Below are 12,088 nucleotides of genomic sequence, written 5' to 3' on the forward strand. Positions count from 1 at the left end.
GTTCAGTGCTGGTCTCGCGTGCAGAACCCGGGCACGGCAGTAACCGCTTGCGCTGGCGAAGCGGGCCCGGGCTCCGCACGCCTGGAGGGTTGCCCCGATCGCACGCTGGTATCTAACATTTCAATTTGTGGAGAGTGTGGGACGGCATCTGCTGCGGGACGCGGCCTACGGGCGTCTGCGCGGCGCCATCGTCGACGGGACGCTGGCGCCCGGCCTCGCGCTGAAACCCGACGACCTCGCCGAGCAACTGGGGCTGTCGCGGGCGCCGATCCGGGACGCGCTGGCCCGGCTCGCCGCGGACGGGCTGGTCGAGACGAAGCCGCAGAGCTACACCCGGGTCACCGAGGTGGTGCCCAAGGAGGTCGAGGACGCGGCCGCCGTGGTCGGGGCGATGCACGCTCTCGCCGTACAGTCAATCGCTCGAAGAATGACCACTGACCAGCTGGAACGGATGCGCGAAGCCAACGCGCGGTTCGCCGCGGCGGTGGCCGCGGGTGATGTGGAGGCGGCTCTGGCGGCCGACGACGACGTGCACGCGATCCCGCTGCACGGTTGCGGCAATGCGGCGGCCGCGGCCACCGCCGAGCGTTACACCCCGCTGGTACGCCGTGCCGAGCGTCTCCTCTTCACCTCTCCGCAAGCGTCCCGTTCGGTGCGTCTGCACGACGAGCTGATCGACGCCCTGGCCGCGCGTGACGCGGCACGGGCGATCGCGGTCAACGCCGAGATCTGGGGTCACCTGCACCACAGCGTCAACCTTTAGGAGTCGTCTTGCCTCTCGCCGATTTTCCCCGTCGTCCGCTGCTGTTCGGCCCGTCGCCGGTGCACCGCCTGGATCGGTTGACCGCGCACCTCGGCGGCGCCGCCGTCTGGGCGAAGCGGGAGGACTGCAACTCCGGCATCGCCTACGGCGGCAACAAGACCCGCAAACTGGAATATCTGGTGGCGGACGCGCTCGCGCAGGGCGCCGACACGCTCGTCTCGATCGGCGGCGTGCAGTCGAACCACACCCGGCAGGTCGCGGCGGTCGCGGCCGCCACCGGGCTGAAGTGTGTGCTGGTGCAGGAGAGCTGGGTGGACTGGCCGGACAGCGTCTACGACAAGGTCGGCAACATCCTGATCAGCCGGCTCGCCGGCGCGGACGTCCGGCTGGTGCGGGCCGGGTTCGGCATCGGCTTCAAGGAGAGCTGGGACGCGGCGATCGCCGACGTCAAGGCCTCCGGGGGTACGCCGTACGCGATCCCGGCCGGCGCGTCGGATCACCGGCTCGGCGGGCTGGGGTTCGCGAACTGGGCCTACGAGGTGATCGAGCAGGAGCGTGAGCTGGGCGTCTTCTTCGACACGATCGTCGTGTGCTCGGTGACCGGGAGCACGCAGGCCGGCATGATCGCCGGGTTCGCGGCGGCCGGTGGGCGTCCGCGCCGGGTGATCGGGATCGATGGGTCGGCGAAACCGGCGGAGACCCGGGAGCAGGTGGCCCGGATCGCCCGGGCGACGGCGTCGCTGATCGGGGTGGAGCGGGAGCTGACCGAGGACGAGATCGTTCTGGACGAGCGGTACCACGCCGGGGTGTACGGGATTCCGGACGACACGACACTGGACGCGATGCGGCTGGCGGCCCGGACCGAGGGGATGGTGACCGATCCGGTCTATGAGGGCAAGTCGATGGCGGGTCTGATCGATCTGGTCGGCCGGGGTGAGATCGGCCGGGATTCCACCGTGCTCTACGCGCACCTGGGCGGGCAGCCGGCGCTCAACGCGTACGCCGGCCTGGCCCTGTGATCTGTGGTCATTCGATCCAGACGACTTCGATGTTGGTGGGGTCGTCGTGGTCGGTGACGCAGCGGAACGTGGCGCCGGGGTGGACGGCGGCGGCCTGCGCGGAGGTGAGCGTGTCGCGCACTGTCGCGTCGTAGCCGGGTGAGCCGTCGTCGGGCTGCACGTGCAGGTCGACCTGGTAGACGTTGTCGTTGTCGAAGGTCACGTTGGTGACCGTGACTGATCGGACTGTCGCGGTGCAGGGCCGGCCGGCCGTGATGTGGCCGTCGCCGATCTCCTCGGCGTCGACGAGCCGGCTCGTCAGCCACGCGATGCCCCCGACGACGCCCAGGGTGAGGGCGAGGATGCTCGCGGGCAGCAGCCAGCTCAGGTAACGCCGTCGCCTCATGCGTCATCTCCCCGTTCGTGCCAGGTTCGTCGCAGCCTTCCACCCGCCGTCGCAGGCGTGTCCGGGGCTCGCAGGTCGGAGCGTAATGGGGTTTCCTGGAGGAAAGCTGCGCCTCCTCTCATGCCGGTCCGACACGGGCGGCACAGGGCATTCATAGACTCCGCTGTTTGCATGGTGCCAGGCAATCGGCACATTGCGGAGGAAACGTGAGTTCAACGTATCAGGGGCGTCGTCTTCCGAATCCGGACGAGGAGGTGTTCGACCAGGGCCTCGGCTTCGACCTCGGCACGCTGCTGGGTCGCCGGCAGGTCCTGCGCGCGTTCGGTGTCGGCGCGGCTGCCTTCGGGCTCGCGGCGTGCGGCACCGAGTCGTCGGATTCCGCCTCTCCGGCGTCGTCGTCGAGCACCTCGTCCGGGGAGATCCCGGACGAGACGGCCGGGCCGTACCCCGGCGACGGGTCGAACGGGCCGGACGTCCTGGAGCAGAGCGGAATCGTCCGCAGTGACATCCGGTCCAGCTTCGGCGATTCGACGACCACTGCCGAAGGCGTACCGATGACCCTCGAGCTGCAGATCAAGGACCTGGCGAACGGCGGGCCGGCGTTCGCCGGGGTGGCCGTCTACGTGTGGCACTGTGACCGGTCCGGCGGGTACTCGATGTACTCCGACGGGCTCACCGGGGAGAACTATCTGCGCGGCGTGCAGGTCGCCGACGACTCCGGGAAGGTGACGTTCACCAGCATCTTCCCGGCCTGCTACACCGGCCGGTGGCCGCACGTGCACTTCGAGGTCTACCCGGGTCAGGCGGACATCACCGACTCGACGAAGGCCATCGCGACCTCGCAGGTGGCGCTGCCGAAGGACACCTGCGACACGGTCTACAAGCAGTCCGGGTACGAGGCGTCGGTCACGAACCTGGCGCAGGTCACGCTGGACAGCGACAACGTGTTCGGCGACGACAACGGCAAGAGTCAGCTGGGAACCGTGACCGGGGACGTGAGCAGCGGTTACACGGTGTCCCTGTCGGTGGGCGTGGACACCCGGACGACGCCTGCCGCGGGCGCGGCGCCGGCCGCTGGCGGCGGTCCCGGCGGTGGCGGGACCCCGCCGTCGGGTGGCCCGGGTGGCACGCCGCCCTCGGGGGCACCGGGTGGCGACGGTCCGGGTGGGACGCCGCCGAGCGGTGCGCCGCCGGCGGCCTGACCCGTCCGTTTCTGACCATCACAGCGCCGCGCGGAGCCGACGCCGCGCGGCGCTGATGTATTGACAATCGTCGCTGAAAACGATCCTCTGGCGGTGGTCATCCACGTCTTGGAGGTGGGCTCGATGCGGCGGCTCAGCACCCTGCTCGTTGCTGCGGTGGTCACGACGGCGGCCCTCACCGGCCCGGCCGGCGCGGGCGGTGGCGGCGCCGGCGGGAGCGGCTCGGCCTGGGTGGGCACCTGGGGCACTGCGGTGACCGGGCCGGCGCTGCCGCCGCAGCCCGCGACCGTCTTCCAGGATCAGACGCTGCGGCAGATCGTGCGCGTCAGCACCGCCGGCAGCGAGCTGCGGGTCCGGCTGTCGAACGAGTACGGCGCCGCGCCGCTCGTGGTCGGCGAGGCGCGGGTCGCCCGCCGCCCGGCCGGGGCCACCGGCTCGGAGATCGTGCCGGGCACCGACCGGGCGCTGAGTTTCGGCGGCCGGTCGTCGGTCTCGATCCCGCCCGGCGCGCCCGCGGTGAGCGACCCGGTGCGCCTCCGGGTGCCGGCGCTCTCCGACCTGGTGATCAGCATCTACCTGCCCGGCCGCACGCCCGCGTCGACGGTGCACGGCTCGGCGTACCAGCGCAACTTCGTCGCCGCCGGCAACGTCACCCGGGCGGCCGCGCTGACCGGGGCGACCGAGACGACGTCCTGGCACTTCCTGTCCGGGGTGAGCGTGGCGGCTCCGGCCCGGTCCGGCGCGGTGGTGGCGTTCGGTGACTCGATCACCGACGGCGCGATCACCACGGTGGACGCGAACCACCGCTGGCCGGACTTGCTGGCGCGGCGGCTGCAGGCCGACCGGTCGCTGCGGCACCTCGGCGTGCTGAACAAGGGCATCGGCGGCAACCGGATCCTGCACGACGGCAACACGCTGCCGGACACCTCGTTCGCCGGGATCGGCCCGCTCTTCGGCGACAGCGCGCTGAGCCGGTTCGACCGGGACGTGGCGGCGCAGCCGGGCGTCCGGTACGTGGTGGTGCTGCTCGGCATCAACGACATCGGCCAGCCCGGATCGACGTCGCCGGTCTCCGAGGCGGTCACCGTCGAGGAGCTGATCGGCGGGTACCGGCAGATGATCGCCCGGGCGCACGAGCGGGGCCTGCTGATCTACGGCGCGACGCTGACGCCGTTCGCGGACACCACGATCCCCGGCTACTACAGCGCCGCGAACGAGGCGAAGCGCCAGGCGGTGAACAGGTGGATCCGGTCCGGCGGCGAGTGGGACGCGGTGATCGACTTCGACCGGGCGGTGCGGGATCCGGCGCAGCCGCTGCGGATGCTGCCGGCCTTCGACAGCGGCGATCACCTGCACCCGAACGACGCCGGGATGCAGGCGATGGCCGAGGCGATCCCGCTGCGGCTCTTCACCCGCGGCGTGACCGCGGTGCGCGCTTCCTAGAGGACCTTCGTGCCGTACATCTCGCCGAGGGGGTCCGCGATCAGCTCGATGCGGGCCCCGTCGGGGTCGGTGAAGTAGACCGAGACGCCGCTGTGGACGGCGTGCTCCACCCCGGCCTCGGCGAGTCGTGCCACCAGTTCGTCCCAGCGGGCGGGGTCGACCGAGATGGCCATGTGGTGCAGGCCGCCGAGCACCTCCGCGTATGGGCCGAGGTCCAGGCCGGGCAGGTCGAAGAAGGCCAGCAGGTTGCCGTTGCCGATGTCGAAGAAGAAGTGTGGCGATCCGCTTCGAGCTTCGCGAGGTCGGTGCCGCTCATGGGTACGAGCTTGCCCTGCTGGGGCCGGTGGACGGAAGCTTTCCCGCCGGGCCGCGACCGTTATCGATGAAGCGCGTTCTCCAAAGGGTTACAGCACGGTAAAATGAGCGGGCTGGGAGCGCTCCCACAACTTCCGACCCGACTCCGCAGGAGGACCTGTTGCGTTACGGGCACTTCGACGACGACCAGCGCGAATACGTGATCGACCGGCCGGACACGCCATTGCCGTGGATCAATTACCTCGGCACCGATGCCTACTTCGGCATCATCTCCAACACCGCCGGTGGGTACTCGTTCTATCGCGACGCCAAACTGCGCCGGCTCACCCGCTACCGGTACAACAACGCTCCACTGGACGTCGGCGGCCGCTACGTCTACGTCCGTGACGACGAGACCGGCGACTACTGGTCACCGTCCTGGCAGCCCACCCCCGAGCGGGAACTGACCGGGTACGAGTGCCGGCACGGCCTGTCCTACACGAAGATCGCCTCGAGCCGGGGCGGGATCCGCGCCGAGACCCTCTACTTCGCGCCGCTGGGGGAGACCCTCGAGGTGTGGCGGGTGCGGGTGACCAACGACCGCGACACCGCGGCCGCGCTGTCGCTCTTCTCTTCGGTGGAGTTCTGCCTCTGGGACGCGCAGGACGACGCCACGAACTTCCAGCGCAACTACTCGATCGGCCAGGTCGAGGTGGCCGACGGCGTGATCTACCACAAGACCGAGTACCGGGAGCGGCGCGACCACTTCGCCTACTTCGCCTGCTCCGAGGAGCTCGCCGGGTTCGACACGTCGCGCGACGCGTTCCTCGGCGCCTACCGGGGGTACGACCGGCCGGCGGCCGTGGAGAACGGCGTGGCCGGCGACTCGATCGCGCACGGCTGGCAGCCGATCGGCAGCCACCACGTGCGGCTGGCCCTCGCACCCGGCGAGACCCGGGAAGTGAACTTCGTGCTGGGTTACGCGGAGAACCCGAAGGACGCGAAGTTCGACCCGCCCGGCTCGCAGACGCTGAACAAGACCGGGGTACGGCCGGTGATCGAGCGGTGGCTGCGGCCGGAGACGGTCGAGCAGGGATTCGCCGGGCTGCGCGCGTACTGGGACGACCTGCTCGAGAAGATCCAGGTACGGACCCCGGACGGGGACACCGATCGGATGGTGAACGTCTGGAACGCGTACCAGTGCCTGGTCACCTTCAACATGAGCCGGTCCGCGTCGCTCTACGAGTCCGGCATCGGCCGCGGCATGGGGTTCCGCGACTCCAACCAGGACCTGCTCGGTTTCGTGCACATGGTCCCGGAGCGCGCCCGGCAGCGGATCCTGGACATCGCCGCGACCCAGAAGGAGACCGGCGGGGCGTACCACCAGTACCAGCCGCTCACCAAGCGCGGCAACAACGACATCGGCGAGGGCTTCAACGACGACCCGCTGTGGCTGGTCCTCGGCGTCGGCGCGTACCTGAAGGAGACCGGTGACACGGCCATCCTCGACCAGCCGGTGCCGTTCGACAACGCGCCGGGCAGCGAGGTCCCGCTCGTCGAGCACCTGCGCCGGTCGTTGCGGTACACCCTGGACCGGCTCGGCCCGCACGGGCTGCCGCTGATCGGCCGGGCCGACTGGAACGACTGCCTCAACCTGAACTGCTTCTCCGACACCCCGGGCGAGCCGTTCCAGACCACCGAGAACGCGCACGGCGGGGTCGCCGAGTCGGTCTTCATCGGCGGGCTGTTCGTGCTGGCCGCCAAGGAGATGGCCGGGATCGCGGCGCTGCACGGCGGGGACGGCGAGAAGTACCGGGTGGCCGCCGAGAAGATGGCGGGCACGGTCGCCGAGCACGGGTGGGACGGCGCCTGGTTCCGGCGCGCGTACGACTTCCACGGCAACGTGATCGGCTCCGGCGAGAACGACGAGGGGCAGATCTTCATCGAGCCGCAGGGCATCTGCGTGCTCGGCGGCGTCGGCCTGGACGACGGCCTGGCGGTGAAGGCCCTGGACAGCGTGGCGGAACGGCTCGCCACGCCGCACGGGATCGTGCTGCAGCAGCCCGCGTACTCGGGGTATCGCATCGAGCTCGGGGAGATCTCCTCGTATCCGCCCGGGTACAAGGAGAACGCCGGCATCTTCTGCCACACCAACCCGTGGATCATGATCGCCGAGGCGATGACCGGCAACGGCGACCGCGCGTTCGACTACTACCGGCGGCTCAACCCGTCGGCGCGGGAGGCGATCAGCGAGGTGCACCGCTGCGAGCCGTACGTCTACGCCCAGATGATCGCCGGCAAGGACGCGCCGACGCACGGTGAGGCCAAGAACTCCTGGCTCTCCGGCACCGCCGCCTGGAACTTCGTGGCTATCACCCAGTGGATCCTGGGCATCCGGCCCGAGTTCACCGGACTGCGGGTCGACCCGGTGCTGCCCGAGGGCTGGACGGGTTTCGAGGCGACCCGGCGGTTCCGTGGCACGACGTACCAGATCAGGGTGGTGGGGGCGGGGCGCGTCACCCACCTGGAGATCGACGGCGCTCGCGTGGAGGGCAACGTGATCCCCCTGGCCGAGCCGGGAGCCGTGGTACGGGTGACCGCTTTCGCCTAGCCCTTGACGACGCTGCTCTGCCTGCCGAGGCCGGCGATTTCGATCTTTACGACGTCGCCGGCCTCGAGGTGGGGGCGTTCGCGGCCGGGCGGCCCCGGTCAGGGGACGGGGATTTCCGGGTCGAGCAGCCAGGCGTCGGACAGGTCGCGCCAGAGGGCGCCGGGGATCGGCAGCCGCGCCATCGCCACCGCGTCCGACGCCTCCGCGGCCGAGCGCATCCCGACCAGCACCGACGCGACCGCCGGGTGGGCGAGCGGGAACTGCAGGGCGGCCGCGCGCAGGGGCACGCCGTGCCGGTTGCAGAGCCGGGCCATCGCCCGGGCGCGGGCCACCACCCGCGACGAGGCGGGCCGGTAGTCGTACGTCGTCCGGCCCCAGGGGTCGGCGAGCACCCCGGAGTTGTAGACGCCGCCGACGATCACCGAGATGCCGCGCCGTTCGCACTCCGGCAGCAGATCGGCGAGGCCGGACTGGTCGAGCAGCGAGTAGCGGCCCGCCAGCAGGACGCTGTCGAGAAGGCCGGTCCGGGCCAGATCGGTCAGCATCCGGGACTGGTTCATGCCCGCGGAGACCGCTCCGACGGCGCCCTCCCGGCGCAGTTCGGCGAGTTCCGGGAGCGCGCAGCTCACCGCCTCGGCATGGTGGTCGTCCGGGTCGTGCAGGTGAAGGACGTCGGTCCGGTCCAGGCCGAGCCTTTCCAGGCTTTCCCGGTACGAGGACCGGATCCCCGCACGGGAGAAGTCGAACTCCACGCCGTCGCCGGTCGGCTCGGCCCAGATGCCGGGCTGCCCGCCGGGCTCGCCGGCGCGGATCCGCCGTCCCGCCTTGGTGGCGATCGTGTACTTGGCCCGCTCCCGCTTGCGCAGGGCGGCGCCGGCCCGCCGTTCGGAGAGGCCGGCGCCGTACAGCGGCGCGGTGTCGAAGAACCGCACACCGAGCCGCCACGCCTCGTCGATCGCCGCGACCGCCGCCTCGTCGCCGACCGGGGCGAAGAGCCCGCCGATCGGGGCCAGACCCATGCCGAGCCGGGTGACCGTGACGCCGGTGGCGCCGAGTTCCACATTCTCGAACGGGTCCACCCGCATTGTTTAACGGTGATCGATGTCCTGGTCAACCGTTTCGGGGCGTTTTCCCGACGCAGAGTGCGCGTCCTGTTGCTCAGGGTCGCCGGGAATCAGCGCAGCCGGGGCAGCACCTTTGCGCCGAAGGTCTCCACGAACGGGCCCAGATCCTGCCCGACGTGGTGCAGGTAGATCCGGTCGAAGCCCAGGTCAGCGTAGCCGTGCAGCCACGCGACGTGCCGCTCCAGGTCCGCCGAGATGTTCACGACCTGGCGCACCTGCTCGACCGTCACCTCGGCCGACACCACGTCGAACTCCTCGGCGGTGGCCATGTCCCAGCAGACCGGCGGCGTGAAGATGTTGCTGCGCCACTGGTCGTGGGCGATCTCCTCGGCCTCCGCCTCGGTCGGCGCCCAGGAGAGGTGCACCTGCAGGCAGACCGGCCCGCGGCCACCGGCGTCCCGGTACGCCGAGATCATCTCCCGCAGCCGCTCCTCCGGGGCGTTCACCGTGACCAGGCCGTCCGCCCAGGACGCGCACCACCGGGCGGTCTCCACGCTGACCGCCGCGCCGATCAGCGGCGGCGGCGTCTGCGGGCGGGTCCACAGCCGCGCCCGGTCCACGGTGATCAGGCCGTCCCGGGACACCTCCTCGCCGGCCAGCAGGTCGCGGATCACGCCGACGCTCTCCAGCAGCCGGGCGTTGCGGACGTCCTTGCGGGGCCAGGCGCCGCCGACGACGTGCTCGTTGCTGTACTCCCCGCTGCCCAGCGCGGCCCAGAACCGCCCCGGATACATCGAGGCGAGCGTGCCGATCGCCTGCGCGATGATCGCCGGGTGGTAGCGGTGCCCGGGCGCGTTCACCACCCCGAACGACAGGTTCGTGGCCTGCAGCGCGGCGCCCAGCCAGGACCAGGCGAAACCGGACTGGCCCTGGCGGGCGCTCCACGGGGAGAAATGGTCGGAGCACATCGCGGCGTCGAAGCCGGCCCGCTCGGCGGCGATCACCGCCTGCAGGAGGTCACCGGGCGGAATCTGCTCGTGGGAGGCGTGGATGCCGTACTCGGTCATGATTTTCATGTACCCACTTCGGCGGCGGATCCTAACCCGGTGCCATCACCATGATGCCGAGGCACATCTCGTCGCTGGTCCCCTCGCCCCACACCACATACCGCGACGGCAGCGTCTTGAGCTGCGGCAGCTGCCTGCGCAGCTGCGCGTCGTGCGTGCAGGTCACCCGGACCACGTCACCCTTGGCGACCTTCATCGGCTCCTTCAGGGGTACGAGGGCCTGGTTGTCGAAGTCGTAGGCGGGAACGTCAAGCACGGTCCGCGCCTTCGCGGTGCCCGGGTTGAGCTCGACCTTGATCGATCGGCCGAGCAGGTGCATGTGCCCGGCGGCCATGTAGATCGTGCCGGCCTGCTCGACCGGCTGGTCGCAGTGCTGGGTGTTGCCCGCCTTGGGCGCGGCCCCGCCGTTGCACCACTGGTTGAGCATCCGGACCATCTCGGCCGACTCCGCGCCGAACCGTTTCGCCACGTCGGCGACCGCGGCGTCCCGGTCGCAGAGCGGACCGCTCGCGCCGGGCTCGCACGGCAGCTCGATCGGCGCCTGCGCCAGCGCCGTCTCCAGCGGCTTGAGCCCCGCGTCACCGCCGGCCAGCCGCATCTGCATGCCGGACTGATCGCTCCCGCTGGTGTTGAGCAGGTTGTAGTGCACCTGCATGATCAATTTGCTGCCCGGCGGCATCGTGAACCCGAAACCGTCCGGCATCAGCGTCTCGCCCGCGCCGGGCGCCCAGTGCGCCACCCACGCGGTCTGCCCCTGCACGCCGGAGTCGCCGAAGCAGGTCCAGCCCTCGCCGTCGGCCGCGGCGTCCACCTTCGCCGCCTCCCCGGCCTGCTCCGGGTCGACCCGGTAGAAGATCGCGTGGTGCACGATCGCCGCGTTCTGCGGCAGGAAGCGGCTGCCGGTCAGATAGGCGGTCTCGGTCAGCTGCGGGTCCACCAGGAAGCACCGGTACTCGTCGGTGCCGCCGTTCGGCGCGGCCGGCGTGTACGGCGTGGCCAGCCCGACGTCGACGAACCGCTCACCCTGCCGCAGCGGCGACGGGGGCGGGGCCGCGGCGCCCGCGCTGTGCCCGGCGTGTGAGGCGGCGCCCGGCACGGTGACGGGTGTGGCGGACCCGGCCGGTGGCGCGGCGGCGGGCTCGGTGGCCGGGCCGGCGCCGCACGCCGCCGTGGCGAGCAGCAGACCGGCCGCCGCGACGGCGAGCGCAGGACGGATGGATCTCATGACGGGCCTCCCCGGGGCCGAGTGCCGAGACCCGTCAATTCTCCCCAGCGCCCGGGTGCCGTGGATCCGTGACAAACCCGGAAAGAGGCCGCCATATGATCATCCGAACGGTGTGGTCTGGACCGGGGCGGGCGCTTCGGCCGGGGCCGGCCCGCTGTCGCTGCGGGCCAGGAAGAGGGCGCTCCCGGCGCAGACCAGCAGGACGAGCACGACCAGCGACCCGGCGAGGACCCAGACCCAGGTGTTCCCCCTACGGGTCGGTGCCGGGCGCGCGGCGGCATGTCCGTGGACGGCATGTCCATAGGCGGCATGGCCCGGAGTGGGGGAGCCGGGGACCGGGATGCTGCCGGTGGGTGTGTCGGCCGCCGCGGCGATCGCCTCCGGGTCGCCGAGGCGCTCCAGCACCGTACGCACATGGGTCTCGGAATCGTCGCCGCTCTCGGCGCGCTCGACGGCGATGTGCTCCCGCAGGTCGCGCAGCAGCTCCTCCCGGCGGTCCGGCCGCAGGCCGGCGGCGGCACGCTCCACCCGAGCGAGATAGTCGGCGACGAGGTTGTCGGTCTGCGTCATGGCTGCTCCGTTCCGAGGATGCGATCGACGCCGGTGCGGAAGCTGACCCACTCGGTGCGGAAGTGGGCGAGGGCGGCCTCGCCGTCGGGGGTGAGGGTGTAGTAGCGCCGTGGCGGGCCGGCCGGGGCCTCACGCCAGGTGGTGGCGATCCGGCCGGCCCGCCGCAGGCGGGAGAGCAACGGGTACATCGTGCCCTCGCTCGTGGTCATGCCCAGCCCGGCGCTGAGCTGCCGCACCAGCTCGACGCCGTAGAGCTCGCGCTTGTCGAGCAGGGCGAGCACACAGAACTCGATGGTGCCCCGGCGCAGGGCGGTGGTCAGTGCCGCATCGTCGCTCACGTCCACAAGGTACCTTGCGCTGCAAGGGTCTGTCGAGCCGTTTGCTTTCCCGAGCGTGATCGGTAAGGTCGTCGTGCGCATTTCCGGCGATTGCCGAGCGCATTTTT

General features: G+C 71.1%; 12 protein-coding genes. 5 read left to right on the forward strand and 7 right to left on the reverse strand.

Translation table 11 applies throughout. The features are described from left to right. Positions 1–127 precede the first annotated feature (127 nt). Both AMIS_RS10805 and AMIS_RS10810 read left to right on the forward strand, forming a co-directional pair. Complete coding sequence (locus tag AMIS_RS10805; RefSeq protein WP_014442299.1) at positions 128–763, forward strand: GntR family transcriptional regulator; 636 nt, start codon at positions 128–130, stop codon at positions 761–763. An 8-nt stretch (positions 764–771) separates the two neighbouring features. Beyond that, entirely contained in the window at positions 772–1,782 is a 1,011-nt protein-coding gene (locus AMIS_RS10810) for a 1-aminocyclopropane-1-carboxylate deaminase (protein WP_014442300.1), read from the forward strand. A gap of 7 nt (positions 1,783–1,789) precedes the next feature. Here AMIS_RS10810 and AMIS_RS10815 read toward each other — a convergent pair whose 3' ends face one another. Beyond that, complete coding sequence (locus tag AMIS_RS10815; protein ID WP_014442301.1) at positions 1,790–2,167, reverse strand: hypothetical protein; 378 nt, start codon at positions 2,165–2,167, stop codon at positions 1,790–1,792. A 206-nt stretch (positions 2,168–2,373) separates the two neighbouring features. Between AMIS_RS10815 and AMIS_RS10820 the strand changes: the two genes are divergently transcribed. Beyond that, on the forward strand, positions 2,374–3,369 hold the full coding sequence (locus AMIS_RS10820) for an intradiol ring-cleavage dioxygenase (RefSeq protein ID WP_014442302.1): 996 nt from the start codon (positions 2,374–2,376) through the stop codon (positions 3,367–3,369). Between the two features lie 93 nt (positions 3,370–3,462). Next, positions 3,463–4,812: an SGNH/GDSL hydrolase family protein gene (locus AMIS_RS10825; RefSeq protein ID WP_014442303.1), complete on the forward strand. Its 1,350-nt coding sequence runs from the start codon at positions 3,463–3,465 to the stop codon at positions 4,810–4,812. Here AMIS_RS10825 and AMIS_RS44040 read toward each other — a convergent pair. Continuing rightward, complete coding sequence (locus tag AMIS_RS44040; protein ID WP_231859272.1) at positions 4,809–4,985, reverse strand: VOC family protein; 177 nt, start codon at positions 4,983–4,985, stop codon at positions 4,809–4,811. The genes AMIS_RS10825 and AMIS_RS44040 overlap by 4 nt on opposite strands. A gap of 302 nt (positions 4,986–5,287) precedes the next feature. Between AMIS_RS44040 and AMIS_RS10835 the strand changes: the two genes are divergently transcribed. Continuing rightward, positions 5,288–7,717, forward strand: a complete 2,430-nt coding sequence (locus AMIS_RS10835) for a GH36-type glycosyl hydrolase domain-containing protein (RefSeq protein WP_014442305.1) — start codon at positions 5,288–5,290, stop codon at positions 7,715–7,717. A 98-nt stretch (positions 7,718–7,815) separates the two neighbouring features. Here the strand turns inward: AMIS_RS10835 and AMIS_RS10840 are convergent, their stop codons facing one another. The 5 genes from AMIS_RS10840 to AMIS_RS10860 form a co-directional block, all read right to left on the reverse strand. Next, positions 7,816–8,802 carry an aldo/keto reductase gene (locus AMIS_RS10840; protein WP_014442306.1) on the reverse strand — a complete coding sequence of 329 codons (987 nt, stop codon included), beginning with the start codon at positions 8,800–8,802 and terminating at the stop codon, positions 7,816–7,818. 89 nt (positions 8,803–8,891) lie between these two features. Then, positions 8,892–9,848: a TIGR03885 family FMN-dependent LLM class oxidoreductase gene (locus AMIS_RS10845; protein WP_014442307.1), complete on the reverse strand. Its 957-nt coding sequence runs from the start codon at positions 9,846–9,848 to the stop codon at positions 8,892–8,894. A 31-nt stretch (positions 9,849–9,879) separates the two neighbouring features. Then, positions 9,880–11,073 carry a monooxygenase gene (locus AMIS_RS10850; protein ID WP_014442308.1) on the reverse strand — a complete coding sequence of 398 codons (1,194 nt, stop codon included), beginning with the start codon at positions 11,071–11,073 and terminating at the stop codon, positions 9,880–9,882. Positions 11,074–11,172: 99 nt separating this feature from the next. Continuing rightward, entirely contained in the window at positions 11,173–11,643 is a 471-nt protein-coding gene (locus AMIS_RS40395; protein WP_014442309.1) for an HAAS signaling domain-containing protein, read from the reverse strand. Further along, the gene (locus AMIS_RS10860) at positions 11,640–11,981 is read right to left on the reverse strand and encodes a PadR family transcriptional regulator (protein WP_041830695.1); all 342 of its coding nucleotides are present in this window, start codon (positions 11,979–11,981) and stop codon (positions 11,640–11,642) included. Before AMIS_RS10860 ends, AMIS_RS40395 begins: the two co-directional genes overlap by 4 nt. Positions 11,982–12,088: the final 107 nt, after the last annotated feature.

This window comes from Actinoplanes missouriensis 431, assembly GCF_000284295.1.
GTDB lineage: Bacteria > Actinomycetota > Actinomycetes > Mycobacteriales > Micromonosporaceae > Actinoplanes > Actinoplanes missouriensis.

Excerpts from the sequence above, each read along its gene's own strand:
- AMIS_RS10845 (WP_014442307.1), bottom strand. The coding sequence starts at position 9,848 with ATGACCGAGTACGGCATCCACGCCTCCCACGAGCAGATTCCGCCCGGT.
- AMIS_RS40395 (WP_014442309.1), bottom strand. The coding sequence starts at position 11,643 with ATGACGCAGACCGACAACCTCGTCGCCGACTATCTCGCTCGGGTGGAG.
- AMIS_RS10840 (WP_014442306.1), bottom strand. The coding sequence starts at position 8,802 with ATGCGGGTGGACCCGTTCGAGAATGTGGAACTCGGCGCCACCGGCGTC.
- AMIS_RS44040 (WP_231859272.1), bottom strand. The coding sequence starts at position 4,985 with ATGGCCATCTCGGTCGACCCCGCCCGCTGGGACGAACTGGTGGCACGA.
- AMIS_RS10850 (WP_014442308.1), bottom strand. The coding sequence starts at position 11,073 with ATGAGATCCATCCGTCCTGCGCTCGCCGTCGCGGCGGCCGGTCTGCTG.
- AMIS_RS10815 (WP_014442301.1), bottom strand. The coding sequence starts at position 2,167 with ATGAGGCGACGGCGTTACCTGAGCTGGCTGCTGCCCGCGAGCATCCTC.